Annotated in this window: 26 protein-coding genes and 2 pseudogenes; 13 read left to right on the top strand and 15 right to left on the bottom strand. The window is 62.9% G+C overall.

The annotated features are described in order from the left end of the window. From ACQKQD_RS31580 to ACQKQD_RS31570, 3 genes and pseudogenes are all read right to left on the bottom strand, one after another. Positions 1-878 (bottom strand): annotated as a pseudogene (locus ACQKQD_RS31580) (hypothetical protein); the annotation flags it as partial. 2 nt (positions 879-880) lie between these two features. Continuing rightward, on the bottom strand, positions 881-1,687 hold the full coding sequence (locus ACQKQD_RS31575) for a hypothetical protein (RefSeq protein WP_427510635.1): 807 nt from the start codon (positions 1,685-1,687) through the stop codon (positions 881-883). Positions 1,688-1,726: 39 nt separating this feature from the next. Further along, positions 1,727-2,200 carry a hypothetical protein gene (locus ACQKQD_RS31570; RefSeq protein ID WP_427510634.1) on the bottom strand — a complete coding sequence of 158 codons (474 nt, stop codon included), beginning with the start codon at positions 2,198-2,200 and terminating at the stop codon, positions 1,727-1,729. 255 nt (positions 2,201-2,455) lie between these two features. Between ACQKQD_RS31570 and ACQKQD_RS31565 the strand changes: the two genes are divergently transcribed. Further along, positions 2,456-2,749, top strand: a complete 294-nt coding sequence (locus ACQKQD_RS31565) for a helix-turn-helix transcriptional regulator (protein ID WP_427510633.1) — start codon at positions 2,456-2,458, stop codon at positions 2,747-2,749. A 985-nt stretch (positions 2,750-3,734) separates the two neighbouring features. Beyond that, entirely contained in the window at positions 3,735-3,941 is a 207-nt protein-coding gene (locus ACQKQD_RS31560) for a helix-turn-helix domain-containing protein (RefSeq protein ID WP_427510632.1), read from the top strand. A gap of 610 nt (positions 3,942-4,551) precedes the next feature. On the opposite strand, the gene ACQKQD_RS31555 is transcribed toward ACQKQD_RS31560, so the two are convergent. From ACQKQD_RS31555 to ACQKQD_RS31540, 4 genes are all read right to left on the bottom strand, one after another. After that, complete coding sequence (locus ACQKQD_RS31555; protein WP_427510631.1) at positions 4,552-5,148, bottom strand: hypothetical protein; 597 nt, start codon at positions 5,146-5,148, stop codon at positions 4,552-4,554. Between the two features lie 746 nt (positions 5,149-5,894). Continuing rightward, complete coding sequence (locus ACQKQD_RS31550; RefSeq protein WP_427510630.1) at positions 5,895-6,329, bottom strand: zinc ribbon domain-containing protein; 435 nt, start codon at positions 6,327-6,329, stop codon at positions 5,895-5,897. A 277-nt stretch (positions 6,330-6,606) separates the two neighbouring features. Then, entirely contained in the window at positions 6,607-6,960 is a 354-nt protein-coding gene (locus ACQKQD_RS31545) for a hypothetical protein (RefSeq protein WP_427510629.1), read from the bottom strand. 465 nt (positions 6,961-7,425) lie between these two features. Further along, the gene (locus ACQKQD_RS31540) at positions 7,426-7,701 is read right to left on the bottom strand and encodes a hypothetical protein (RefSeq protein WP_427510628.1); all 276 of its coding nucleotides are present in this window, start codon (positions 7,699-7,701) and stop codon (positions 7,426-7,428) included. 346 nt (positions 7,702-8,047) lie between these two features. Here ACQKQD_RS31540 and ACQKQD_RS31535 point away from each other — a divergent pair, with 346 nt between their 5' ends. The 6 genes and pseudogenes from ACQKQD_RS31535 to ACQKQD_RS31510 all read left to right on the top strand — a co-directional run bounded on the left by ACQKQD_RS31535 (position 8,048) and on the right by ACQKQD_RS31510 (position 15,715). Further along, positions 8,048-8,425 carry a DUF6883 domain-containing protein gene (locus ACQKQD_RS31535; RefSeq protein WP_427510627.1) on the top strand — a complete coding sequence of 126 codons (378 nt, stop codon included), beginning with the start codon at positions 8,048-8,050 and terminating at the stop codon, positions 8,423-8,425. A 60-nt stretch (positions 8,426-8,485) separates the two neighbouring features. Further along, positions 8,486-8,704 (top strand): annotated as a pseudogene (locus ACQKQD_RS31530) (IS200/IS605 family transposase); the annotation flags it as partial. Between the two features lie 354 nt (positions 8,705-9,058). Then, entirely contained in the window at positions 9,059-9,220 is a 162-nt protein-coding gene (locus ACQKQD_RS31525; protein ID WP_238197301.1) for a hypothetical protein, read from the top strand. 79 nt (positions 9,221-9,299) lie between these two features. Next, positions 9,300-9,857, top strand: a complete 558-nt coding sequence (locus ACQKQD_RS31520) for a hypothetical protein (RefSeq protein WP_427510626.1) — start codon at positions 9,300-9,302, stop codon at positions 9,855-9,857. 993 nt (positions 9,858-10,850) lie between these two features. Then, positions 10,851-15,029: a peptidoglycan-binding protein gene (locus tag ACQKQD_RS31515; protein WP_427510625.1), complete on the top strand. Its 4,179-nt coding sequence runs from the start codon at positions 10,851-10,853 to the stop codon at positions 15,027-15,029. Next, positions 15,026-15,715: a hypothetical protein gene (locus ACQKQD_RS31510; RefSeq protein ID WP_427510624.1), complete on the top strand. Its 690-nt coding sequence runs from the start codon at positions 15,026-15,028 to the stop codon at positions 15,713-15,715. The genes ACQKQD_RS31515 and ACQKQD_RS31510 overlap by 4 nt, the downstream gene beginning before the upstream one ends. 174 nt (positions 15,716-15,889) lie before the next feature. Here the strand turns inward: ACQKQD_RS31510 and ACQKQD_RS31505 are convergent, their stop codons facing one another. The 3 genes from ACQKQD_RS31505 to ACQKQD_RS31495 all read right to left on the bottom strand — a co-directional run bounded on the left by ACQKQD_RS31505 (position 15,890) and on the right by ACQKQD_RS31495 (position 20,210). After that, positions 15,890-17,527: a DUF7343 domain-containing protein gene (locus ACQKQD_RS31505; RefSeq protein ID WP_427510623.1), complete on the bottom strand. Its 1,638-nt coding sequence runs from the start codon at positions 17,525-17,527 to the stop codon at positions 15,890-15,892. Positions 17,528-17,628: 101 nt separating this feature from the next. Continuing rightward, positions 17,629-18,915, bottom strand: coding sequence for a hypothetical protein (locus ACQKQD_RS31500; protein ID WP_427510622.1), 1,287 nt, complete (start codon positions 18,913-18,915; stop codon positions 17,629-17,631). A gap of 596 nt (positions 18,916-19,511) precedes the next feature. Beyond that, the gene (locus ACQKQD_RS31495) at positions 19,512-20,210 is read right to left on the bottom strand and encodes a helicase HerA domain-containing protein (RefSeq protein WP_427510621.1); all 699 of its coding nucleotides are present in this window, start codon (positions 20,208-20,210) and stop codon (positions 19,512-19,514) included. A 99-nt stretch (positions 20,211-20,309) separates the two neighbouring features. On the opposite strand from ACQKQD_RS31495, the gene ACQKQD_RS31490 reads away from it, so the two are divergent. From ACQKQD_RS31490 to ACQKQD_RS31480, 3 genes are read left to right on the top strand one after another with little or no spacing between them, the layout of a single operon-like run. After that, complete coding sequence (locus ACQKQD_RS31490) at positions 20,310-20,663, top strand: hypothetical protein (RefSeq protein ID WP_427510620.1); 354 nt, start codon at positions 20,310-20,312, stop codon at positions 20,661-20,663. Continuing rightward, complete coding sequence (locus tag ACQKQD_RS31485) at positions 20,633-21,292, top strand: hypothetical protein (RefSeq protein WP_427510619.1); 660 nt, start codon at positions 20,633-20,635, stop codon at positions 21,290-21,292. The genes ACQKQD_RS31490 and ACQKQD_RS31485 overlap by 31 nt, the downstream gene beginning before the upstream one ends. Positions 21,293-21,308: 16 nt before the next feature. Beyond that, positions 21,309-21,491, top strand: a complete 183-nt coding sequence (locus tag ACQKQD_RS31480) for a hypothetical protein (RefSeq protein ID WP_427510618.1) — start codon at positions 21,309-21,311, stop codon at positions 21,489-21,491. Between the two features lie 59 nt (positions 21,492-21,550). Here the strand turns inward: ACQKQD_RS31480 and ACQKQD_RS31475 are convergent, their stop codons facing one another. After that, a complete protein-coding gene (locus tag ACQKQD_RS31475; protein WP_427510617.1) occupies positions 21,551-22,093 on the bottom strand; it encodes a hypothetical protein in 543 nt (180 codons plus the stop codon). Positions 22,094-22,300: 207 nt separating this feature from the next. Here ACQKQD_RS31475 and ACQKQD_RS31470 point away from each other — a divergent pair, with 207 nt between their 5' ends. After that, on the top strand, positions 22,301-22,696 hold the full coding sequence (locus ACQKQD_RS31470; RefSeq protein WP_427510616.1) for a hypothetical protein: 396 nt from the start codon (positions 22,301-22,303) through the stop codon (positions 22,694-22,696). Between the two features lie 9 nt (positions 22,697-22,705). Here ACQKQD_RS31470 and ACQKQD_RS31465 read toward each other — a convergent pair whose 3' ends face one another. Next, on the bottom strand, positions 22,706-22,981 hold the full coding sequence (locus tag ACQKQD_RS31465; RefSeq protein WP_427510615.1) for a hypothetical protein: 276 nt from the start codon (positions 22,979-22,981) through the stop codon (positions 22,706-22,708). Then, positions 22,978-23,526 (bottom strand): hypothetical protein, encoded by a 549-nt coding sequence (locus ACQKQD_RS31460; RefSeq protein WP_427510614.1) that lies wholly within the window; start codon positions 23,524-23,526, stop codon positions 22,978-22,980. The genes ACQKQD_RS31465 and ACQKQD_RS31460 overlap by 4 nt, the downstream gene beginning before the upstream one ends. A 521-nt stretch (positions 23,527-24,047) precedes the next feature. Between ACQKQD_RS31460 and ACQKQD_RS31455 the strand changes: the two genes are divergently transcribed. Beyond that, positions 24,048-24,236 carry a hypothetical protein gene (locus ACQKQD_RS31455; RefSeq protein WP_427510613.1) on the top strand — a complete coding sequence of 63 codons (189 nt, stop codon included), beginning with the start codon at positions 24,048-24,050 and terminating at the stop codon, positions 24,234-24,236. An 883-nt stretch (positions 24,237-25,119) separates the two neighbouring features. On the opposite strand, the gene ACQKQD_RS31450 is transcribed toward ACQKQD_RS31455, so the two are convergent. Together ACQKQD_RS31450 and ACQKQD_RS31445 are read right to left on the bottom strand one after the other, a co-directional pair. Further along, positions 25,120-25,647 carry a helix-turn-helix domain-containing protein gene (locus ACQKQD_RS31450; RefSeq protein WP_427510612.1) on the bottom strand — a complete coding sequence of 176 codons (528 nt, stop codon included), beginning with the start codon at positions 25,645-25,647 and terminating at the stop codon, positions 25,120-25,122. Next, positions 25,635-25,913: a BrnT family toxin gene (locus ACQKQD_RS31445; protein ID WP_427510611.1), complete on the bottom strand. Its 279-nt coding sequence runs from the start codon at positions 25,911-25,913 to the stop codon at positions 25,635-25,637. Before ACQKQD_RS31445 ends, ACQKQD_RS31450 begins: the two co-directional genes overlap by 13 nt. Between the last annotated feature and the right edge of the window lie 253 nt (positions 25,914-26,166).

Below are 26,166 nucleotides of genomic sequence, written 5' to 3'. Positions count from 1 at the left end.
GCCATCCCATCCTCCTGAGGCTCCAAACCCGAGGATAGAATCACCCCACAGCCGCCGACGCTACCCCATGAGTCGTGCTCAACAAGGATTGGTATCAGGCGTTCGAGTGCGCCTTCTGGGCCGCGCGCCGGATGAAGCGCTATGCGCAGGTCAATCGGGCCGACTTCCGCGGCGAGCTCGGAGCAAACGATCGTTGTCGGAGCGGCTCCGACGATCCGCCTCACGACGAGCGTCAAATCGGACGGCTCGATGGTTCCGAGGACAATTCGCGCTTCGCAAGCGCGCTCTAGTTCCTCCGGAAGCCGCATTGCGCCGGGAGCGACGATCCCAATCAGAGGCAGGAAGCCTCGAAGGGCTCGCGCAGCCTGCACGCCATCGTTTGGATGCGCGCCTGAGCGTCCGGTGCGAGCCTTGATGACGATGGCGCCTCGCCGCTCATCCCGAGCGTCGGTCGATGACGGGGGCAGCTTCCCGCTTGGCCGTGATCCGAAACAGCGCATGAGGGCATCGGCGGTCGGTTCAATCCAAGCTTCGCTGGAGCATTCCACGATCAGAACCGGCGCTTCCTCCACGATACGCCTTGAGACGTCCGGGTCTTTTGCAAGCGCTCGACCGATGAGTACGGCTGCCGCGATCGGAGCCGGATCGTCGGACGGATGGACGGCGTTAATGCGCGGCGCACAATCGTCGCGCTCCATGTCCGCGTCTGACTGCGGTCGCTCGGAACGATCCTGTAGGCCGAAACGCGTCAGCATATCTTCCGGGTCGATGCGATAGCGCGCGGCGCTGGCAGTCGCCCCGCGCTGGGAGAGCTTCTCCTCCAGTGGGTCTGAAGGCATCGGGTGTTGAGACCCGTGAATCTCGTCGCCCCTGATCATCGCTAGTCTCCTAAGACTCGGATCAAGCCTGGAAATGCGATCTCGATCAGGACGAGGTGGCGGTACGCCTGCCTATTCCGCTCGTTGGCCGTTTCGGGAGCGCATGATGAGGACTGCCTAGGTTGCACACGAAAGCCGTTCCGGCGGAGGCCGTCCCGAACACCGGCGACGATCGTTGCGCGGCGGCGTCCTGACTCCGGCAGGCCGCCGACGACGAGCACGTGTCGCTCGGCGGCGCGGTCCGTACCGGCTGCCCAACTTGCAAGTTCGATCCGCCAGTTGCGCGGCATCCGGACGATGATCGAGGGCGGTCGTTGCCCTTCCAGGCCCGGAAGGATGCAGAACGGCATACCATCCATCGGGCAGATCTCGGACAGGAGATCGAGGGTGGCGAGCGTCGCGCAAGCGACCCAGGCGCCACTCGCCCGCTCCTCGATCCGGAAGGCGAAGCGTCGGAACAAATCGCCAGCCAGCATAAGATGATGGCTGTACGTGAGTGCCTGCGGAATGCCGGCCGATCCGAGGCGCGGAAGACCAACCTCGTTAGCATGGCGCATCGCAAGCCGTGCAGCCGATGCCGGGGATAAGACACGCTCTTCGGCGAGAGATGTCAGAAGATCGACGGTCTCGTCGGACACCCCGGTCAGATCGTCGAGGGTGACCTCCAGACGATGGCGCTTCCTTGCCGAGGGAACATGGCCATCGCGAGAGGCGATCCGCTTGACCAGCGCAGCAACCGTCTGACACCTCTTCAGCGGCCGAATGAACGATCGTCCCGATGGAAATTCGACGATGTTCCTATTTGGCATGGCGACACCTCGCAACGTGGATTGGATCAGCTCGGAGGCTTACGGACGCTCGGGGGCCTCGACGCATCGGTCGTCTTGGCTGGCGACTTTAGACGGGCACGCCGCTTGACGAGCCGGTCTGCTCGGATCTTCCCCGGTCTGCCGAGCCAAACCTCGCTTGGTGACGAGCAGAACACGGCGACCGATCCGGCGCGCGTCGCGCTTGATGGATAGTAGCCGCTTCCTCAGCTCCGGCTTGCGCCAAACCCGATTGGCCGCGACCAGAACGATCACCGTCCCTCCCACGCGCCGAAACGTGGCGTGAGCCAAACCGATATCGGCCAGGCGCACATAGGACGGGATATCTTCCAATCCTCGGGGCACGACCGACAGCACATCCGGCCGCGAGCTAGCAGTGATTTCAAGGCCACGAGCCATCGCGATACGCTCGTTCGCGATCCGGATCCGGCGACAGATGCTATCATGAAGGGTAGTGACGATCGCATTGCCCACGCGGGTAGATTGTTTCGACATGGCGCAATCTCCCGAACCGCCCGAACGGCGGTCGACCGAAGATGCTGAATTGAGGGACATCGTCGCTTGAGCCGATCGGGAGACCGAAGGCGCAGCGCGTCATCTTCAACTGCCGTTGAAGGTATCGCCGAAGGAACGGCGTCGACCGGATGCAACCGACTTGCAGGTCGGGCAAAGATAAGGTCTTCTGGACCTCCGCCATTCGCAAGTCGCGTTCCGACTCGGTGGCCCAGTGATTCGCAGGCTGCAATATTGATGCATCCGCGTCAAGGACCATACGCGTCAAAAGTGCATCCTGCGCAGATCAGAGGCGCGCGGGCGATGCTCGGCTGGACGCAGAACGATCTAGCTGTTCGATCGGGGGTCGCGAAGAGAAGCATCGCTGGGCTCGAGCTGGAGACGAGCCGACCGAAGCTTGAGACTATTCGACGTATTGTGGCCACTCTTAGCGGCGGCGGGATCGAATTTGACAACTCCGATGTCGACGGCATTGGGATAAGGCTTAAGATGACATCGAGGAACGAGCATAAGTCCACAGACCGAAAATGATGGAATTCGCGGCCAATAATCCTACCAAACGTTTTACATTAAAGAATTTTTGGCTCAGATTAAGATTTAAGTGGTTGGAGTGATCGAACAACGCGACTTCTGAAATCTTTTCGCGTCGATCCGGGGACGAGCGCTGCGCCGAGGCCGATTTAGATCTGGCCCCGATCCTCGGACGCGCCGAAAGCCGATAGAAGCGCGACATCGTTCGGGTATCCAAGGATACCGGATTGGATCTGGCGCTTTTCTACAAAGGAGCTTGCAGTGCATCTGCGCCGGATCTTGGTCGCTCGAGGCCGCTTCGGCCTTCAGCAGGGACTCGACCTCCCTGACGAGCAAAGTCTGGAGCGGATCTGGCCTAGCGATGCTGGCCTGAAATTCCAAGCATCCACTCCAACGTCGCACGATGTCAGCGTATCTATCAGATTTCCATAGCTATGTCCGTGAAGAGATATTGAACCTTGATGACATCTATTCCATACGCGAAGCGCATAATGGAAAAGTATGAGTAAATCTGTCTCAGATCGTACCTCGGCATAGTCCTGAATGGTCGTCCAAGGCAATGATAGCGTTGCCTTTCCATCGTGATTGCCGCGGACCAAGTGGATTGCTCTACCATTCAGGCAGTTGAAAATAGCCGCCCTTCGATTCGGTCCACAACGATAGGCGAAATTGCCGAGGTGCCACACTTCGTCGCTCGAGCCCACGGTTGCGTTCCACCGCTCAACCATGAAGCCGTCCATCTCATCGCTATCCCGAAAAGGACGGCGACAGAGACCAATGATGTTCGCATGGCCGAAATGGTGTCCAGCCGTGAACCAAAGAGCCAATGCACCCCTCCCGCAGGATCGGCGGCGGCATCGCGGCCGCTCGACCGAAATATCAGATTTTCTGATAATGGACCAGTTGGTTTAGCTGGACCGTCGGCTTCCTTGTTCACGCCGACGGGCCGATGCCCACCACCCTTAGGACTGCACGACATCGAAGATTGATCGAACTGCTCGTCGAAGCGCGAGAGCGGTCAGGCCTCACTCAAACTGAGTTGGGGGCTCGGCTCGGCCGGTATCAGTCCGTCATTGCTGCGATCGAGAGTGGGGGAAGACGGATCGATATCGTGGAATTTCTGGCGATCGCCGACGCTTTGGATATGGACGCCGCCGCGGTGGTCCAAGCCGTCCGGGCAGTTCCAGCCTGATGATTATGAACGCCCCCGAGCTGGGCAATCTCCGGGAGAGCGGAGACGAACCTGTTGCGGTCGCGGCGGTCGAAGACGACAATCGGAATCCGGACATTCTCTGGGAGCGGCCGATCGTGGTTGAACCGGGCGCCGCGGTCCGTCCTTAAGACGGAGGCCGCCGCCCTTCAGTCGAAAGCCACTGACTTCAAGCAGGCCGAAGCTGCGCTGGCGGGTGAAGAAGCGGAAGCAGGGAAACGCCGCTCTGCAACCTCGACGCACTCACGATCAGGATCCCGTGACAGCGCCCCTGATGTGCGAGAGCATCAGCGTTCCATATCGGTGGGGTTGATGCCGTGTTCGTCCGGATCATCCGCCCGGAGGGTGTAAGGGTTCCCTGCGAGCCAAGGCGGGTGAGGGGGATGTCTAGCCGCCACCACGCATCGCACTATTCCTGTCGAGCGGGCCGTAGAGCTCACGTTGCCGCTGCAGCCGCCCTGCAATGAGCCAATGCTGAGCAGCGGTGAGCCAGAGCTTCTGCCGATATGTCATGATTATGCGGCTAAGCTTAGAATAGATCTCGATCGCGTCGGCTAAAAAGAATTACTTTCTATATCTTAATAAATAAATTCTAGTCCCATACTGAAGGTGTGCCATTGAGCTTGCCCCAAAATTTCTTCAAAGAACTGTAACAGTGTTCCAGACGTTCGTCCCTATCGGCCGAATCCCGGTCGATTCTGATATCATCCACATTATAACGCGCCTCGGCCAATAGACTATGCAGCTTTCTTCTATCAGATCGTCTTATACTCATTGCTGATGCAGCAACTTCGATACGAACTATGGAAGATAGGAGGCACCTCGCCCGAAATCCGACCTCATCACCGCAGTCTCGCTCTGCGATGAATTCAATGATCTCTTGATATATCAGATCTAAATACGAAACGTTGATTGGATCGTACCTCAAACAATTAACAAGAGCCATGAGGTGAAAATCACGGGAATTCTCGCAAATCCGGACTGCGTCACTGATCAGCTGGAATGCTAGCACGACATTCGGGTCGTCTTGGTGCGAGGGGAGAACACCGCCGAAGCAATAGCTCCCTTCTACGATGTCGATGGCTTCGGCACCACATGTGCGTGCTGCCTCTATGTAGGCGGCAGCTTTATCGAGGCCCTCACGGTCGATCGTGTCGCCAGGCGGGAGGATCAGGTCACGGAGGTTCACGTGAGGGCCTTCGGTTCACCGAAATCACTTGATAGCTTATAGGACCCCGAAGACATGCATCTGTAAAGTGCGATCAAGCGCGGGACAACACCGGGTAGCGCGCCTTGCCGAGGTGGCCACGTATTTACTGGTCAAGCTGTCGGTTGACATGTGCTTAAAAACAATTCTTGGAAGAAATATCTACGATGATCAATTATAAAATTTGTTGCGCAACTTCTGCCCGAAACGTCATAAGATAAGTCTGAAATATTTGTACATATTTAGATATAATATTATTCTATTGCCACTAATTAGTGAAATTAGGCTTTATCGCTTAACTACTTTTGCGACCTAACTCGCCACCATTTAGAAATTCATGCGGGTTTTGGGTGCTGGCCAAATATCTAATAAACCGTTCTTCGCACACCTCTGACCCGGCCTTGCCAAAGGGTTGTTTGTGCTTTGTCTAGAATTAGATTGCCGGCAGCTCCAATCGGCTATTACGCCGAGAGGGAAGGGTGCCTTGTGTCGGAAGGTGTCGAACCGCGAGTACGACACGTACGTCCAGCCTAAGTGTCCTCGGCGGAGAACGAGCCTGCGCTGATCCGAGGATCGATCCGGACGACGTTCATCGCGACAGCGTCGATGCCCCGCAAAGGTACCTTTGCCAAACAGTTTGCAGCTGTGAACTGCAGCTGTCTGGCAACATACCGTTACGCGGACCGGTGACAAATCCCCGCCAAGAAGGACGAGGCTTACCGGCCGAGCTACGCGGCAAACCGCACGCTCATCGACCGGAGGCCGTGTCCCGGCTCGAATGTCCTATCCCGACTGACCTGCACTGCGGCAACATTGCGATCTAAGTCGCAACCGCAGGCGCAGGCATGCCTGGGCGGCGAGAGCGGCGTCGCCGCGATCACACCACAAGCCGGGCACGTCTGCGACGCGCCCCGGGGATCGACGAATTGGACCACCGCAGCGGAGTTTGCAGCCTTGTACGTGGTGAGATCGACGAGAAAACGCCACGAGGCGTGGTGGATCGGCCGCGCGAGTCGTGAGCGCGCCAGACCCGCCGTGTTCAGATCCCCGAAGGCGAGGCGTGCATAGCGCGCCACCAGCCCGTTGGCGGGCTTGTTGGCTTGGCCGCGACGCTGACGCGCGATCCGGGCCGACCCGGCGGCGAGCTGGGCGCGTGCCTTCACGCGGCGCCGGGGCTCGCGTTGACGACGCGCGAGTCCATCTGGCGCCGCCGTTGCGCCTTGTGGGCGCGGCGCTCGAAGCAAGGTCCAGGCTCGACATGCCCGTCCGAGGTCGCGAAGAGGGCCGTGAGCCGCAGGACGATCCCGACGTATCCGACGCCGCGCTGGCCTCCGGACTCGGCCTCGACCGAGAACCCGGCCTATCACTTACCGCTCTGGCGAGTGACGACCGGGGTTCCGAGCTTGGCACCGAGCGGAAACGCCCTCTGCCAGACGGCCTTTATCGCCCGGGGATGCCGACGATGCACAGGCGCCGGTCCATGCCACGGAACGACAGGCTGTCGCCAATGCGGGACATGGCGGCGTGGTAGCAGTTGGCAGCCGGGAAGCGCGGGAAGCCCCGCCCGCGGCGGAAAAATGCGGTGTAGGTGGTCTCGACGCGTCGCAGGACCTGCTTGAGGACCGTAAACGACCAGCCCGCCATGTCCGGAACCTCGGCCCGTACAGCGCGCAGTTCGCCAGCCTGATTGGCGTAACCCAGCGTCCGCCTCTGGAGGCGGTACGCCTCGATGCGTTGCTGCATACAGGCGTTGTGGAGGCTGTAGAAGTTGGCGAGCATCGCCTTGAGCGCCACGGCCTGTGCGGCGTCGGGTCAGAGCCTGAGCTTGAAACTGCGGTCCCGCGGCATTTGTCGATGACGCACCCGTTTCGTTCCAGCCGCCAAGCGGGCATCGCGTTGGGATCGCATTCACGCCCGGCCTGATGACGAGGGTCCCCTGCAAGGGCCTAATGAAATCAGAGTGAAGTCTTATTCGCAACAGGGGAGGGCACTTACCAACTGCCATCTCAGTTAATACCCTTACAATCCATTGGGTTAGCATATAGATTTGCTTCGAACAATTTTTTTAAACTTGCCGTAATGAGACCCATGACGGATTTTTTTGGAATACATTAATCGTCAGAATGAGCCCCGGGCCGATCGAAGCGGCAAAATCCGAATTCGCATAAGAAAGATTATGGAACATGAGGCCTGTGGCCCGCTATTCTGTTGCGGATCTGTTAACCATCTTCACCCTTGAGCGAAAACGGGGCAGGGGACCTACTTAGTAGAGTCGTTAGAGTATGACGGATCGAACTGGTTGACCACCCGCAGCCCGTCGATACGCTCGAACTCGCAAGCTCTATCGGTCACGAAGATCGTCGCCAGGGAGTGTGCTTGGGCGGCAATCAACAGGTCGTTGGGCCAGCCCCCCTGCCCTCGCCCTCCAACGTCCTTCGAATAATACCGCAGCCCGGTACGCCCGGAGGCATACGGCAGGATCTCGATGGTGCGCAGGACGCGCTCGACTTCCTCCCGCACCATGCCGAAGCGCATCTCACTTGGGACGATGACAATGCTGCCAAGGCGGTGGCGGCGTTGGTAGATTTGCCCGAGAAGCCTCGAGAAAGCAGATCCGGCACGGCAAATTTACCCCATGACGATCGAGATCCTCTATCGACGGCGCCCGCCGCAGACGGCTTCTCGGACTTTCGAGTAGCTGAGCGTCGTCGCGAATCTCTACGAGGTACGCACGGATGAGGGCACTGCGATCCCGGCCGACACGAAAGGAACCGTGGTCGCGGTCTACCCCGAAGGCCTGTCCTATGAGGTCGAGTTTCTAGAGCCTGCCGGCATTGCGACCGCGCGGGCCAAAGGTCTCCGCGCCGCCTGAGCCGCGGCCATGACCAAGTCCGGCTACCGGACGGCGGAGCTGGCGACCGTCAGCAGCAAGATCACCGGCTACCTGCTTAATCTCGATCACCGCGTCGGGCGGCACAAGGCCGCTTGGTTCATCGCCCGCGGCTTCCAGGTCGACTTCGATATGCTCTCGACGGCAGAGCTGTTCCGGCACGGCCGGCCGAGCCGTTCCGTGGGCGAGTACGCGACAAAGCATGGTCGCCCTACGTCCACGAGGGGACGCTCGAATGCCCGGATGACACGAGCCCGCGGATGCGCTCGAGTTGGCGGAGCACCGGCTCTGACAAGCGTCGGTCCTTCGTTACCGCATACCCAACGTGAAGCCCGCCGATATCGCCACTACGACCAGCACCGGCCATGATCCGATCCAGGGCGTCGGCGCTGGACGATGGCCCCCTGCCCTTCCCGCCCAGTAGGGAGCCTCCATGGTCAGGTATTCTACCCGCCGAAGGTCCGGCTCTCGGAACTCGTCAACAGCCTGTAGGGCGTCGTGAGCCGCCTGCTGAAGAAGGAGTTCCCCGAGATCGTCTCGTTCTGGTCCGTCAGGAAGAGCCGAGGCGTGCTGTGGACACCGAGCTACTTCGCCGGATCGGTGGGCGGTGCGCCGCTCTCAAGCCTGAAGCGGTACATCGAGAAACAAGGTCGCTCATCGCGCCTACACCCTCTCCCTGAAGGAAGAGGGATTGGCGCGCGTTCCGCTAACCCATTAAATCGCATTGAGGGAAAGGCAAGGTGACGGGGGAGCGGGCTGTGACGATCAGGAGGATGCGTTTTGGGTCCGGCGACTTGTCTCGGCCGAGCCATGCCCTGAAGTTGCGTCAGAAAGCGTATTTCGCTAAGACGCTCGAACCATCACGCTAACGAACCGTTGAGAGAGGCGTGCTCAAAAGGCGACGGAGTTCAGAAAGGGCGCTCTGGCGGCCGAATTTGACTCGACAGCGTCAATCTAAGTGATACACCTTCGCTACCAGCACCCATGGGGGAGCAGGGAAGAATGTCTGAGAAGCCAAAGACCACAGACGCAGAATATCTCGCCCAGTTTTCCGAGTCGCCGTACGGCTTCCGCGCGAACAAGCGCGTGGTTGTCGAGGGCAAGTCAGAACTGAAGGGTTCCTGGCGTCGTGCTCAGGCTTCTGGCGAGACCAAAGCCGCCTGACATCTTCGATCGGTGTTGATTAGTTAGTGGGGCGCGGCTGTGAGCTGCGCCCTTCGTGTTTGTGCGCCTGAGGAAATTGATGGACGTCCGGTTGGGCAAGGGGCTGACGGGAGATTTCTTCGAGCGCATCCAAGACAAGGACGTGTTCGAGGCAGAAATCTACCGGGACTTCTATGACCGGGCTGAGGAAATGGGGGTCCTTTTTTACTGGAACAAGCGCAATGCGCTGGATGGCTTCTTCGAGTGGTCTCAAGATCTGAGGCGTCTCGATTTCATTGAAAAGAAATTGCAGCGTCCGGATCATCTAAAGTGCGCTGCTTATCTGATTTACTGGTTATGCCGCTCGTCGCCAGTATCGAATTTTGTGTTCGAAGATGGTCTGGACGACGCGAAGGAGTTTATGCTCAAGTACGGGCGCGAGTATCTGGCGTTCGATTTTGGATATCGTGCTGCGCAGCTTTATGAGCGAAAGGTCAATGGCCGAGATTTGAATGAAGATTCGTTTCCATTGCATTCATCCCTTGACGATGTCGCAAGGACTGATTTCATTGAGACAACCTGCCACGTTTTGAAACTCAAAACGGTATCCCCAAGCGCAATTCTGCTGATTCTCAAAGCGATTTTTTTGCGACCGTGATGTTATAGCGGATCGCGCGCTGTTCGTAATAGCGACAAGATCGGACGGTTAATCCGGGCTTCGCTGCAGAAGCGTTGTCAGCGACAACGTATCGCTCTGCGGGCGGTCTAGAAATGACCGCCACCGCTGAGAACGCTTGCGGCACTCTATCCAACTTGGTCAGCTTCGTAATAGAGCGCGCCGTAGCTGCCCTGGCATTCCCGTGCTGGTGCCTACGCCTGAGGGATACGTCGCTTACGCGCAACTTCAACAAAACGACGCCCTCCCCTGCGTGAGAGGCCGAACTGGCTGCCGCGTTGGAATAGGTGGGACGCGAGCATGCCTTCGCAAGCCCTCTCGGACGCTGGTGCGACGTTGAGCCGGCTGACCGCGCCTTGACGCGCCTGCGGCGAAGGCCATCGTGACGTTGGAAGTGCGTCTTAGGCGGCGGTCAAATTATGCCGCGGCGGGGCCGACTCCGGGGTGACCGGACGTCTATGCCCTGGTCTAGATGATCGCGGAGAGGACGCGCTCCGGGTGGGGGGCAAGCCTCCACAAGGATGTGCAGCGTGCATACGACAGGCACCGGGTTTCGCCCTGAGCCGAACCCGATATCACAGGAAGGCAATGCCAAAGCGATAAGACGATCGCTTTATACTGCTGGAACCCACCAAACATCTAATCAACTCGCTGCGACGTAGTTGTCTTGCGTGGCAAGACGAAGCTCGTTTTCGCGGCCAGCATCCATCGATGCGTGGTCTTCCGATCGGCGCTAGTCGTCCTCTCGGCACTCGCGGATGCGTCGCTCGACAGGAACTTGAAAGGGCCACCAACGATCAGCCTTCGCGAATTCGGTCCTACAGGCCGGAATGCGTTCGGTGGGACGCGTGTCGTCGCATCGCATGGGCAAGGTCACCGTCGCTGCCGATTCACCCTGGAGCGACAAACCCCGAGTGCGTGTCTTTTGCAACCTTGAATAGGGATCCGGAACCGGCGACACAGCTCGGAACGAAGATGTTGGGTATCGCCATGGCACGGGGTGGATGGTGTGGGTCTCTGCTGGTGGCAGCCCTTGCCTCTGCAGTGCCGGCTCAGGCACAGGTCTCACCGGTCGACATCTTCGGTACCCTGATCGGGGCCGCTCAGACGCAAGCGGCGCGCGAAGCCTGGGCACGGCTGCCAAACCAAGATCGTGCGTGCCTGGATCGAGCCCTCGCTCGTCAGAATGCCGATATCGCCAGTTTGACCCAGCGCGGCATTGGTCCGGACGACGGCAGGTTGAGCGCGGTGTTCGCACAGTGCCGACGCTTTACCGAACCGAACCTCAAGCGGGGGTTCAGCTGCACGGTGCCGGACGATAGCGGATGGTCGATCGGGACAACCTGCAATCAGTCGTTCGCCTACCGCGATGGCGATGGCCGCGTCCAACCCGTTGAGGCACGGGACGCAATCGAGCTGCACTTCTCTGGCACCCGGATTATCGTCGCTGACGTCGAGACCCGCGAGGCACGTGAGACGCGTCGCGCCCGTGCCGAGGCACAAGGCCGCGCCGACCAGCTTCAGGTGCTCAAGGGATCACTGGCGACCTATCAGCGAGACCCCTCCCCCATCGTTCGGTCTGAGATCGCTCGGATCCAGAACCGCATCGATCAGCAACTCGGCGCACGCACCGGACCGGCCGCACCAGATACCGAGGCGATCCAACGCGAGATCGCTGGATTGGCCGCACTGTCCCAGGGTGAAACCGTGCGCATGGCTGCGCTCGATCGGATGAGCGGGCTGCGCGCCCAAGCCGAGGCCCGCACCAAATCCGATGCCCCCGACAGGCTGCGCAAACGGCTGGCGGATCTGCGCAAAGATGCCGTGTCGGTTTCTGAACCGCCCCGACCGGCCACGACACCGAAGGTGACGGGTCCGACGCCCGACCTTGGGCCCTCGTTCGATTGCGAGCGTGCGAACACGCCCCTGCCGACCCTGATCTGCGAGGATGCCGGGCTGCGGCGCGTCGATCTCGACATGGCCCGGGCGTTCTACGCACTCCGGCAGCTTCACCTTGAGGCCGCGGCCGAGCTCAAAGAGGCCTCGAACGACCTCGTAAAGCGTACCCTTGCTTCCTGTCGGATCCCGGAAGCTGGCAAGGTCACGGCGGCCGTTCGGAAGGCCATCCCCTGTATCGCCGCAACCTACCAGCGTCAGCGGGACGCGTGGTCCGCCCGCGTCGGTCGTGAAGGGCCGGCCTCGGCCCGACAGGAGATCTCCCGGTCGCTGGAGGAACACGTTCGCCTCCAAGACGCGCTGCGCAACGCTGGGTATCTCCCCGCCGACGCATCCGCAGACGGCGTCTATGGCAGTGTCACGCGCAAAGCGCTCGTCGCGTTCGCCGAGGCTGAAGGCATGACCGCCGACGGTTTCCTCGGTGACGGGCTCGCCTTCAGGCTCGGGCGTGGTTTGCCCCCCGCACCGAGCGTCTCGCTAATCACCGATCCGAGCCTCCCCGCGCGCATCGACGCCGTCGCACGGCGCTACGAAGGCTACCTTGCGGACCTCGGCGAAGAAGAGCGGGATCGCAGCACGCGCCTGCAGGCGCAGCGTCAGATCGACGAGCAGCGCAAGCGCGTCGAAGCCCTCCTGGCCGGCCCCGTACCGGAGGACCTCCGGCCGGAACTCGCCGTGCTGGTTCAGCAGTACGACGGCACTGCGCCAAAAGATCTACCGAAGGCCGCCGAAGCGATCCAACAACGCTTCTCACAGATCGAGCCACGGGTGCGGGAGGCCGAGGCCATCCAACGCGCCGTCACCGAAAAAAACCGCTTTCTCGTAGACGGTGAACCCGGCGATCTGCTGCTGCTCTACAATAGCTCGCCCCGCGCCGTCGCTGTCGTCCGCGGTCTCGACGGCAACCTCGTGTTCGACCCCGAACGCACTGTCGCCTGCGCGGTGCCTGAAGCGCCGGGCGAGCGCATCGCTCTGGAGCAACTCGTCGCCAAAGCGCGAAGCCTCGGCGCACCGGTTAAGGAGACGTTGCCACCGTGCAGCGGCGCGCAGCAGCAAAGCGCCGATCTCGTCGTGTTCGAGCGCGGCGCCCTACGCACGCAGGTCGGGGTGTTCCAGACCATCGCCTCGGCCGTCGACACGGGCGTGTTCACCCTCGGCGGTACAGTGCCGAAGTCGGACATCGAGGCCGCACGGCAGGCGGAAGGGATCCGCGCCGCCGAGGCCGAGAGCGAAGTCGCGCGTGGAACGTCGGACGGCTTGGGAGTTCTCGCTTTTGGCCCTGGGTCACGCACGATCTGCCGCATCGCGACCGAGGATAAGCCGCTGCACGATCAACTCCTGCAACCCTACGAGGCCTTGCTGAAGGCGGAGCTACGCGGTGTGACGACGACTGTCACGGCGACCGCCGACGGGGCCTTCCTGTCGATCAAGCGCGGGCAGTGCGGAGCCGTTTATGGGACCGCCAAGGACTTGGCCATGCTCGTGACGGGGCTCACCCGCGACGGCGTAACGTTCCGATACCTGCCGATCTGGATCACGCCCGAAGTCGTCGGCAAGGTGCAGGCCGCGCTGACGGAGCAGCAGGCTTCCAAACAGCGCGACCGCGAGCAGGACGAGCGTCGGCGCGAGCGCGATGCGGCCGCGCGTAGCCGTGTCGTGCTCATCGGCCGGCTTAAACATGATCAGGCCGAGGCCGAGCTCACGCTCAAGGGCGGCATCCCGCAGGATCTTCAAACGTTCCTCAGCGGCTTCGTCGCCGAGGTCGCGGCCATAGCGCCGGAGACCCCCGATGCCAGGCTTGAGGAGTTGACCGATGCCTATGCCGGGAAGCGCGCCCGCATCGACGAGGCTGCCCGGCTCGCCCGGGCGGTCACGGCGAAAAGCCGCTTCCTGATGGACGGTGACCGCGGCGATCTAATCATCCTGTACAACGACAGCGGCAAGGCCCCGTCAGTCGTGCGCAATCTGCGCGGCGAGTTGGTCTTCAAGGACGGGCGCGCCGCCGCGTGCCTGTATCACGCCCCGCTGTCCGACGTGTTCATGAACCGGCAGGTCCGCGACCGGAGCGCCGCGCTCGGAGCCAAGCTCGATTTGCCGCTCGGATCATGCGCCGCGAACGATCTCGCCCAACAGGATCTCGTGTTCGCCGAGCGCGAACGCCTCCTGCGCGAACCGGTCGACCGCGTGATCAGCTTGGTCGAGGCCGTCAACGGCAACCTGTTTGCACGGCTCGACGTGGCGGCGGCGGGGGCGCTCACTGCCGCCAAGCAGGCCGAGGCCGCGAGAGCCAATGAGATCGAGGCGTGGGTCCGAGCACGGTCAGGCGACGGTTTCGGGATCGTCGTCGTACCCAACACGTCGAGCGTGCTGTGCCGGGTCGCACCGAACGACGCGGAGGCGCATACGGCCATCCTGGCGCGCCTCGACGCCCGGATCGGAGACGAGTTACCCGGCCAGCCGTTGATGACGCCGACCTCGGCCGACGGCGCATTTATCGCGATCAAGCGCGGCGAATGTGGTGCGGTCTACGCCGCAACGACCGACCTCGCCGCGCTCGACGAGGCCATGAACCGGGACAGCATCGCGCACCGCCACCTGCCGATCTGGATCGAACCCGCCGAGATCGCGCGGACGCGGGACACGATCGAGCAGGACAAGACACGTAACACGCAACAGCAGGTCGAGCGGCGGCGCGAACTCGAAGAGCGCAAGAGACTCGATCAGGAAAAGCAGAACGAAGCAGGCGTGCGTCGGGCCGCCCAGGAACGGGCCCTGCGTTCGCAGTACGGCGAGCGCGCCCGGTTCTTCGAGCAGGCGCTCGGCGAAGAAGCCCGCGCTTTCGCCACCGGCACTCAACCGGCTGCCTTCGTCGATCGGTACCCAAAACTCGCCCGGCACTATCAGGGGCAGCGCGACGACCGCTGGGAGTTCATGGCGGTCGAGACGCATGTGCTCGACTACGGCACGGCCCTGTACAAGGATCGCCCACTTGAGACGGCCCTGGCAACTACGCGGATCAAGATGCGCAACCGCATCAAGGGCGAGTATCAGGACGTCTGCTACGTCACCGGGTTCATCAACGACGCCGAGTTCGGCATCATTCGTGATCCGTTCGGCGAGCCCTGCGACGACGTCGGGGGCAAGCTCGCCCGGTACAAGCTCGGCGGGCACTTCACCAGCCGCTGGATCGTACCGTGAGCAACACGATGATCGAAGCCGATGCCGAAATGGCGGTGCAGCCCGGCGTGCGGATCACGTGCGTGGCCACCGAGCACGTCAGTCTCGCTTCTCACGAGAAAGCGATCCCGGTCGTCTGCGAGATCGTCGTCACCAATGCGACCGAGGCGGACCTCCGCGACGTCGTGCTGCAGATCGAGAGCCGCCCGGCGGTGGTCCAGCCGCTGACGCTGCGCATCGATCGGGTTCCGGCCGGTGTCGACCGCCACATCGAGACGCCAGATCTGCGCCCCGACGCCGGCCTGCTCGCAGGCTTCACCGAGGCGAGCCGCCTCGAAATGACTGTGTCGCTCAGCGATGTTGAGGGTGAGCGCGCCAGAACGGTCGCCGGAGCCGGAAGGTTGCTGGGTCGGCGTACAATCCCTGAAGTCCGCCATAAAGACGCGGTATCACCGGTTCGGTTCGATATGGCCGCCGATATGCCCCTGATCCGTGATGACAGCCAACGATTTTACAGCCTGGACCCGATTCATGAAGGACACTCGCGGATGGTCAGGCCTCGAGTGCGCCCGTCAACTCGAGTGCGGGCCGAACCAAATTCGCATTTGGAAGATCAATGGTGCTCCAGGATACATTGGGCTGGCCTGCGCTGCACTGGCGTTTGGGCTTCCTGCGTGGAGAAGCGTACAATAACAATTCGAAGATAGAAACTTTGATAAAGGCCAGTTAATTTCTAGACTAAGATAAACATTCCTTGCGCGGGCAATCCCTGCCTTCCCCGCGTATCGAACCGGCTGCCTCGAAGGCCAATCATCGCCGTAGAAAATTGGTTGCGGCTACTTCGTTAAGCCGCGGAGCGCACGATTAGAGGTCACCTTGGCTTACGTTCGACGCTGACTTGCAATCGGCAACGCTAGGGTCGTCACGATGCCGTCCCCGGTGCTTGCCTCCATGCGGAAATCCCCTCCGTAGCTGTCGGCGAGGCCCTGGCAGGCTGTAGTAAAACCGGAGCGCCCCCTCCCCGGCCAAACAGTGCCTTGGCTGGTAACCTTGAATACAAGTCTGCCAGCTTCAACGAACGACGCGAAGGCGACAGGAGAGCCGAATGGCACCATTCCAATCATGCCATTGACCACGAGTTGCGCCACGGCGCTCGCGGCATGCCCATTCACTCGGATCGTGGCCTCTGTGCTCGGCGCAAGGGAAACAGCGACATGCTTTTCCTGCGTCCGATCGATCACGCCTGATACCGCTTCTTCAAGAAGTTTCTTGGGAACAACATTCATCTGCTCTCCATCCGCGAGGTCGTTCAAACCGGCGACCATCACGACGTGACCTAAGAAATCGTGCAGATGCAAGCTGCACAATGCCATCTCCTTGGCATAGTTTGCATATCTCCAGTTCCCCACGGGTCCAAAAGTTTGGGACGTCATGAGTTCAGCATAGCAGTTTATGGCAGTGATACCGCTTAGTAACTCCGGCCCGTGATCCGCAAGCACATCCAGAGCCCAGCGCGCTCCTCGATCACTCGGCCGCAGATGGGCGGCCAATGTTCGTCCTCGGCCCTCTCGCTCTGTCGTAACTTCCCTAGCAAACTGCCGTTCACGGATCCGGGCCGCCGAAAGTGCTTCTCTATACGACGTGACGTCGAAGCCCATCCAGATCGTACCGTGTTCGGCGGAATGCGCAGTGATCTGGAGCACGCGCCCATCTGGGGTCCGCCCTTCGAGCGCACCGCCCCCCAAGTCCAACGCCTCGTCGAACCGCGAGCGGATACGCTCTACGCTCAGGCCGGCGAGCGATGCTTCTTCCACTCCGAAAAGCGACGCAAAACCAGCATCGCAGGCGACCAACGTACCATGATGGTCCGCAACCGCCATGACGCAGCCCGTCGACGGCCAGAGATCCCGTACTATGCGACGCGCCGCAGCTCCGTCGACGAGACCGTCCCATGGCATGGACACACAGACATCCGTCGTAACGCCCAGCCGCCTTCGCCCCTCTGGAGCGATGGAGACAACAACCTCGCGCCCGCGCGACGCACGCGAGATGAGGCCTTCCGCGCACATATTGGAAAGGATCCGAGATAAATTGGAACTCCGTATGCCGGTCTTTTCAGCTATAAGCCCCCGTCGAGCCTCGCCACCGTGTTCCTGTATACATTTCAATATTGCGGCGACATTTGCTCCCGTCGTCGATCGGCGCACCGTCGCGAGTTCGCCAAAGCGGACAGTCTGGTCGAGCATGTCGTAGAGTGTCGTCAACCGCTCGGCTATCGGAGAACCCTTTAGGCGGAGCGACTGGCGAACGCGCAGAACGACGTCTGCCCAAGCTCGCGGCTCATCGCCTTCGGCGCGCCCTGACACGAACTGCCACACGACGCTTCGCAACGCTTCGTAGGCCGTCTCGGCAGCCTCCTCAACGTTCGAGCATTCGACATCCGTCAGAAGGGCTCGAAGTCTCTGCAGAGCCTCGCCGGGCGGCACGGACGCTGTCGCCACCGCCTCCACGTCAGTCATCTAGATCTGCTCCAGGCGCCAGCCCACATGCAACGTCCATCATCCGGGCGGAAGGTTTACGACACTTCACCTCGTTAGGTCAGGTGTCAACGCCGCCAGCGCTACAGGCGTGCCATGATCCAATCGTCGCTGGTGGCGAGCTCGTCGACGGATGGCGGCTCACCTTCCCTGCGCGCAAGGACATAGCCGAGAGGTGGAGCATCTGACGGATGATCGCCGTAATGCTGCTGAACGACCATGCTTCGCGTCTTCATGACCTGCAACAACTCGTTCGACCGCTCGACGTGGCCGCGCATGGTCGTAAGTCCTCCACATGAGGGAACAATAACATAATCGACATCGAGCCAAGGATATGGAGACGGCTCAGTTCTATTGCAGAAGTCCAGGCATATTCCGAACGCCAAGATCGCCTCAGTTGTCACCAACACCTCGATAGTGTCGCCGAGCGCAATATCCTCATGCGGACCGGCACCGTCGCTGTAGCGAAACAACTTCCGGTGCTCGGCAACATCGGCGCCATAACGATCAAGAACTGTCGCGACGTTGACGAATCTCCCACCACCAACGTCGGCGTGCCGCGAGCCGGCAACGAAGACACCAAGCTTTTCCAATACCCAGGTTCCATCCCCCATCTTGGTGCGCACGGCGGCGAGAGTTGCGTCGTCCACAGTCAATTCGGGCAGAGTCAAGGCGAGGCAGCCCGACGCATCGGCCGACCTGAGCGCGCGCTCGATGACGCCGAGATGATCGGCCGAATTTGCACCCCGGATGCGGAAACCGCCTGATGTGTCCTCCACGTCGAAGACCAATCCCGGGAACAGCGCGGCGGCCATCGGTAGATCCTCATTGGGGTCGCCGCACTGTCTGTTGGGATCTTCTTGGAACCGGACTCGCACGTTCACGCCCATGTGCGAGAGAGGGAGCACGCGCAAACCCACGAGCGCGCGTCGCGCGAAAGGATGGCGTGTCGCGGCTCGCCTGTGGCGGGGACGAATGGGAACGACGTACGCGCGGTCACCTCCGAAGGACGCAAGGCATTGTTGCCCACGTCGCAGAGTTCCACCATCAGCTAGGCCAGCCAGTTTCAGTTCGAGCGCACGTAGGCCGACGGCTAAAGCCGTGAAGGTTGCATCCCGCGCGGCGTTGTCGGGGTATGGCGAAGGAAGCTCCGGCAGGGATTGCCGAGAGGCAACGTCCGCCGCAGCCGACATGAGAGACTCTTCGTCAATCCCGCGATACAGGTCGCGCACATTCAGGGGAGCCGCGGCCATGGCCCGCCAAAGTCCATAGATGGCGTCTCGAATGCCAGTGGTTCCGTCGGCGATCCGGTTCGCTTCGACCCAATCGACGCGACTTCTTTCGAACCAAGCCTCCTCGACGCCGGTCATGTAAATGAGGCCCCTACCCCTCCAGCCAGAAGGCTCCAGCAGGGCTCGAGCCCGTCGGACGGGCCGCGTTCAAAGACGGTTGGCGGGCCTCCTGTCAATCCCCAGTGGCCCCCTCCGCCATGCCTCCCGACGCTCACGTTGTTACAGCCGCTGCTGCGAAGAAAGAGTGCAACGATCCTCACAGACAGAGCGCGGCTTTCCGACCAGTCTGCGCACGTGGACTATACCCGTCTGCGTCACAAACTCACGTCGCAAAGGTCGGACAGCAGGAAACTGCGGCGCCACAACGGACACATAGGGGCAATACCCGTCCCGCAACGACTGCTCGAGTAGCGCCTGAAAAATTGTGATCCAAGCGGAACACGGCCAAGTTGTGCCTTGGGCCGGTCATCAGCCCCCTCCCCCGACCGCACTCTAGTTGGACATGAGGCATAGATCGAGAATCAGTGCGTCAGGGTGGACACCACCATTGTCCGTTGCCGAGTGGTATACACGAGCCCTTGCTATTGGAATACGAGCCCGATGGGGCCTGCTGGGGAGCATCGGGAGCGCGGACCCGAGTGAGCGGACTTTCCGCGGCTTGAAGAAAAGCGATCTCAACTGGATTTTCCGGCGGCCGTAGCGAGACCCGACAGGTTGATCACCGAGATGCGGGTGCGCGCCGGGTCTTTTCCGAAAAACAGGTGCCGAGGGTCGAGCACCGTGCCTTCCACTTTCAGGAGCGGATTTGTCGCAATCGCGGCGTGGAGTTGGTCCGCCATGCCGAGCCCGATCTTGGCGGCGTTGCCGATCTGGCTGATCCCATCGGGCAGATCTGCCAGCAGGGCCATGAAGGCCGCGAGGTTGCCGCCGCCGCGCTCCGCGAAGTGGCGCAGCGAATCGGCCAGCACCCCGCGCTTGAGATTCGTATTGGCTCCGGCCAGCGGTCCGAGGGTCTCCGCCTCCATCTCGATCGCCTGCTGGCGCTCGTCCCGGTCCTCCCCAAGCTCCGCGAAGTCGGGCAGGACTGAGAGGAACAGCGGGTTGCCGGCATGGACGCCCGGGGTCCAGACCACGACCTCGACCCGCTCGGCGTAGAGCGCCGCCTTGCGATCGTCGTCGGGGGAAAAGCCCTGGGGCCGCTCGGGCCACCGATCACCGAACCGCGAGAGATCGTTGTTGGGGTCGATCACGATGGCCGGAAGCCCGGCGAGAGCGGCCTCCTCCACGAGGCGACGCAGGAGCACGGTCTTGCCGGAACCGGAGCCCGCGAAGATTGCGGTGTGGCGAGGCAGAAGGCGCAGCGGCAAGCTCACGCCGGGTGCGTCCGGGGTGAACCGACCGGCCGGTAGGCGCCCCCTACTACTGTCGCGACCCTCAGGGCCGACCGACCATCCTCATTCTGGAGCCAAGCCATGAAGTCGCTCGCCCGGCGCGTTTTCGCGCGCGCCCTCATCGTGCTTGTGCCGCTAGCAGAGCTGACGACGCCCGCCGCCGCGCAGTTCGGACTTCAGCCGCCGACGGGCCCCGCCACGGCGCCGTGCCTGCCCTTCTCGGGCTTCCCGATGGCGTTCAACTTCGGCCAGCGGGCCGACGGACTCGACGGCATCTCCAGCCGCTGCGGCTTTCAGCGCATGCAGGATGGTCTCAACACCATCGCGGGCCAGAAGGGGCAGCCGGGCGGCATCGCCACGCTGAACGCGGCCGGCTGGTCCCGATTACCCAGATCCCGGCGACGGTGGCTCTGCCGACAGCGGTGCCGAGCCTGACCATCACCGGGCCGGGTTCGTCTGGCGCCATCGACGGGATGAGCGCCGCGACCCCGGATGTCGGATCGGTGTCCCTCGCGCTCTCAACCCGCATCCAGAACCTGCCGCTCCTGGCCGCAGACTTCGGCATCAAGTGCGACGGCGCGACCGATGACAGGGCCCGGCAGGCAGCGCAGGCCGATGCCGAACGGTCGAGCGTGGCGCAGCGCGGGGTCGACGATGCCCTGCGGGCCGTGCGCGGTCGCGGGGAAACGGATGCGCTGGATGCGGCGACCCTGGCGGCGCAGGGCGTGCGAGACGCCGCGGCGCAGGGGCGGACTGCCTATCGGGGCGCCTACGACGAGGTGGCGCAGATCCCCGCGACCTTCACCCCCGGCGCGCTGGATCGCCTCGGCGCCCGGGTGCGCGACCGTCTTGGGGCCGACGTGCCGATCGATCCGGTTCTGACGCCGGCCGCGACGCGGGCGATCAGCGACCTCGACGCGCTGCCCGGACTGTTCAACCTTCAGCCGGGCGAGGGGCCGAGCCTTCGGCAGCTCGACCAAGTGCGCAAGCGCCTCGTCGCCTACCGCGGCACGACGGGGCAGAGCCCGACCGACCGCCGGGCCGTAGACCCGGTGACGGCGTAGGCACGGCGAAAAGGCGGTGGCGAAGGCGGTCGACCTGATCGCGGGGGCGATCGCGTTCAAGGTCGGCGGCCTCGGGGCGGCCGCGGGCACCTATGGGGCGAAGGTCGGCACGCGGGCGGTCATGGGCGGCGTGGGTGCGGCCTCGGCTCGGCGGTCGTTCGAGGGCGGTGCGACGCGCCTCGTGGCACCCCCGCCGTGATATGCGGTGTCCGCCGGCAGTTCGGCAGGGCGTGTCTTGGCGCCGCTGGGTGCGGGGTACTAACCCCGCGTCCGGCCCGCTGCGATCCTGCGGCGGATCAGCGGCCAGTAGGTCATGGTCTGAACGACGACGAGCACGGCGAGGCCGAATCCCTCGCCCTGGCGGACGAACAGCGGCAGGCTCCAGAGCGAGACGCCGCCGGCGGCCAGCAGCAGCACGCCCTCCATCACCACGATCCAGGTCCGGCGCAGCGGCAGGTCATGGCGCACGGCTCGCCAGTCGACCACGAACTCGGAACCGTCGCGGACGGTGCCGTAGATGCCGACGGCGAGTATGCCGATGCCGCGGGTGAAGCCGTAGGCCATGGCGGCGGCGACAAGGCCTATCGTGATCACCGCCAACGCCGCGTGGCTGTCGATCGGCTTGCCGCTTGCGCTGGAGATCCAGCCCACAAAAGCGAAGTCTGCCGCGATGGCTATGGGGATTGCCACAACCCGGAACGCCTGGTCCAACCGCTCGGGGTACGGCCGCTCCTCCAGGCGGAACCAGCCGCCTCGGGGCGCCGGCTCCTGCTCATAGGTCTGGCCTCGATGGTCCGGCATGCGCTCAAGATGGAGGCGGCGAGCGCGGCTGTCGAGGACAGCGAGGCAACGGCGGGCGATCGATGAACTGCCCTGGGTGGGCCACCCGGATCACACCCCTAAGAAACCGGCGGCAATCCACGCGGAGGCCCTACAGGCCCCATAGACAGCCGTGCCGATGCAGAGGGTCACGAGCGCGAAGGCGACTGGGCTGTGCGGGCCGGAGGGGTGGCCGAAGACCGCGAGAGCAACCCCGACGACGGTTATCACGCCGAACGGCGCCGCCAGAACTATCCCGAGGCGATGGCCCCCGATATTGAGCCGTTCACGCGTCACCGCCACCTCTCCTCGTCCGCTCTGTCGAACATCCTCAGACCTTGGTGGGCGCCGCTGTCGAGGTGGCCCTATATCGCCCGGTGTTCGACTGAACGACGAGGGTCCATGACCGGCACGAGCGGCAAGCCATATCGCGTCTATCACGCGGAACATCTCAGAGCGGGGCTGGAGAGCAAGCTCAACGAGTTGTTCGCGAAAGGCGAGGTCATCGTCAGCGTCGCGCCCTTGGCGCCCCCGAAGGCGAACGGATTGTGCCGGTACGTGATCGTCACGCGCGTCGCGTCGTAGAACGGCGCTTCACCGATTCCACCGTCGCAGCACGTTGTCGTGCGGCCCGACATCGACAGCCACGTAGAGGTCGTCGGCCTCCTTCCGGAGCAGGATGCGGTCGCCCTTGTTCGGGTTGATCAGGTAGTAGCCGGCGCGGCCCTCGAACGCACGCAGGCGCAGGCTCGGCAGCGCGGGCTCCTCCATGAACTTGAGCAGCGCGCGGCCCGCGGCCTTCTTCCGGTCGGGTGGCAGGCTGCGAAGGCCGGTCTCGAAGCCGGAGGTGACGGTGAGGCAAACCTTCACACCGCCCCGAGGCCGGCGAGATACCCGCGTAGGTCAGAGGCATCGCTGAAGGTCTGCGCTTCCTGCGTCGCCGGGTCGATCTCGGACCGCAGCGCGCGGATGAACAGCGCGTGGTCGAGGACCGCATCAATCAGGCGTCGGTCGGTCTCCAGGAGCCGCTTGAGGATCTTGCGCCGCGCCACTGTCACGGACGGATAAAGCTTCGCTTCGAGTTTGGCCTGCCTCTCGGCTCGCTTCTGCATCCTGGCGGCGTTGTGCGCCCGGAGCTCGGCGACGCCCTCGTAGCTCGCGATGGCCTGAGCGAACCGCGCGATTTCCTCCGGGGTGCCGAAGGTGGTCGGCTTCGATCCGTCGAGCTTGCGCTGGGTCGCGGCCATGGCCTCGATGTAGACCTGAGCGTCGGCCTCGAAGCGGTCGGCCATAAGGGTCCCGATCCGGAAGAACTCTTCCCCCGCCGGGTCAAGCGCGATCCGCTCTTGAACCATAGCAGGCGGCTCCGGAGGCATCCGGGCTTCCAGGCTGTGCAGGATCGCGGGGTCGAGCATGGGGCCTCCTTAGCACAAGAACGCCTTGATCGCGCCAACGGGCATACGACTGCCCGGCGGCCGCTCTGTCGAACATCCTCAGACCATAGCGGTTGCGGATGTTGGGCTGTGGGGTTGTCGAGCTCTCATGCCGCTGGCAACATCCGTCGGATGCTGCGGGGCACAGATCTCCCCGAACCCAAATGGCGAGCGCGTGTCCGCCAATTGAAAGTTCTCGGGTTCAGCAATAGAGAAATTTTCACCATACTAAACAAGCACGAATATACAGTGAGATACGTGTTAGATCCCAATCGGGTCGCATACCATAGGCTTTGGACGCGTTTATACGGGCAAAAGAAGCCTCTGATATACAAGCTCGGCGGACACGATCATAAGAGACAAGAGGCCCGTAAGCTGGCGCGGGAGCGTTGGCGCGGAGAAAACTACCGTCGCGATCTGAAATGGTACTACCGGGATCTCGACTGCATGTGAGAGCCGGCGTTTGGCTTGCCGCCCCCAGTCCCCATGGCTACCACCTGCCGATGTCCGACAAGCTCGACGCCCTCCTCGAACGCCTGACGGCGCACCAGCGCACCCTCATCCTGGCGATGGCCGAGCATGACGGGCTACCGGCCGGGAGCGCGCTGCGTCAGGTCGCCGAGCTGGAGAACGTCATTGCTGCAGTCGAGGCGGTCGCGGCAGAGGAGGCGGATCGGAAGCGTCGAGGCTGACAGCACCGCCTTTCCATGGCACTCGTCCGCCATGGCAGTTCCCGACAGGACCGGATGCGAGGTACGGATCGACGGTGCGTGGCACCGCGTACCGCTGGTCGAGGCACACGCCCACCACCGCGCCGCCGAGAAGCGCTGTCCGACCTGTCACGGCCGGGTGCGCACCCAGGGGCTCTACTCAGGGCTGGGCGGCGTCGCGATGATGCATCACAACGCCCACGATGGCTGCCCGAGGATCCCCAAGTGCTACGCCGGCACGTCGAGGCCGCACCCCCAGCCCTTGGACTGATCTGCACCGTCCCCGCGGCAGCAACGGCCGCGTCGCCCAGCTATGCGCGCTCCTGCATGCTCGTGCACGACTGCGCCGAGCCACGGTAGGGTATGGCAACGCCGGTAGCCGACGGCAGCGATACGGCAGCGGCTACGGTAGGAGCGAAGGCATCTCACCACACGCATTGAAGGTGCGAGAAGGGCGCTTCGGGTCAGGGAACGCGACTGCGCCGGCGAGGCCGCACCTGGGCGTTGCGAGACGATTCCCGGTGCTGCTCTGCCGGCGCGCGGCACAAGGCCGGTCGCTGGGATCGTCGTGGCGCAGGGTCGTTAACGGAGCCCTACTCGCCGCGCCGCGCGTCGACCCACGATCATCGGACAGGTAGAACGCTCAGCAGCGCATCGCCGACGACTTCCTCGCCCCAGTCGAGGCCGCCTTCGGTCGCCCACGCCAGAGCACGGCGGTGAGCGCGGCGAAGTCCTCGGGGTGTGGACCTCGCGAACGGGGCGCAGCTCCGCCAACTCGGCGGTGGTCAGCGGCGGGACTTCGTCGGGGTTTATGGCTCTGGGTGGCGTACCATGCTGTGCGCTCCTTGATCGCGCTGTCGTGGAATCACGCGGACCGCGGCTTGAGGCCACGAGACCGCGTGGGTGACTTACGACCGGTAAGGTACTGCCCCGCCGCCGAACGGATCGACGTGGGCATGACCTTCTGCCCCCCGGGGATCGAATGCCAGACCTCGCCGGGTTGCTGTCGAGCCTCGTAATAGGCCTGAATCGGGTCCCGCCCCTCAGCTTCCTTGATCGTGCTCAGCGCCGCCATGGCGATGTCCGGCGCGCGCGAGACGACCCGCAGCAGCGCGACCGCGGCCGGCTCCAGGCTGACCCGCCCCTGCTCCCAGTTCCGCCACGTCCCGAGCGGTATGCTAAGCGCTGCCGCGATCTCGGGCTGTGTCATGCCGAGGCGCACCCGCAGCGCGCGCGGAGATTCGATCACCTGGGCGTTGACCGGTACTTCGAGGTCAGCGTCGCCATCGGCGGCCCGATGTGCCTCGATTTCGACCTCGCTAGTCGCATCGACCTTCGCCCGGTCCATCGTCGATGCCCGATCGCGGATCTCCTCCAGGGTCATGCGCGCCATGCCTTGCGCTCCTTTTTGTTCGCCAGCCGCGCTGAGATCAGGCGGCGCACGTGCTGACCATCGGCGTCCTGCCGATCGGTGTAGACGACGGCGTAGAACAGCCCGTCCGATTCCCCGACGGTGACCATGCGGACCTCGCCATAGTTGCGGCGGCTGTCCTGCCACTCGATGCGGCGGCCGAGGAAGATCCCGGCGGCGTCTGCGAAGCCGAAGCCACGCTCGACGCGGGTCGCCTCGTCCTTCGCATCGTCCCAGTCGAAGACCATCCCGGGGTGTACGCTTTATGCGCACACCCAACAAGGGCGGGGGCGTCCACCCGCGGTCTCCAGACGGGGTTCGCTCCGTCCGCTGCATCGAACGCCCGCAGACCGTCAGCGCATGGTGCAGCAGCCTCCATCACCCGCGCGGATTCCAGCGCGCGCTTCGTTCGAGGTCGCCCGCTGGCCTCCGGCAGCCCTTTGATGATGCTTCAACTCTCGGATCGATGGTAAGCCTTGTCATACGGGTGTAGCCCAAACG

It is taken from the genome of Methylobacterium sp. NPDC080182 (assembly GCF_050281105.1).
In the GTDB taxonomy this organism is placed as follows: domain Bacteria; phylum Pseudomonadota; class Alphaproteobacteria; order Rhizobiales; family Beijerinckiaceae; genus Methylobacterium.
Note: the sequence above shows the minus strand (reverse complement) of the source record. Positions and strands in the feature narration are given on the sequence as shown.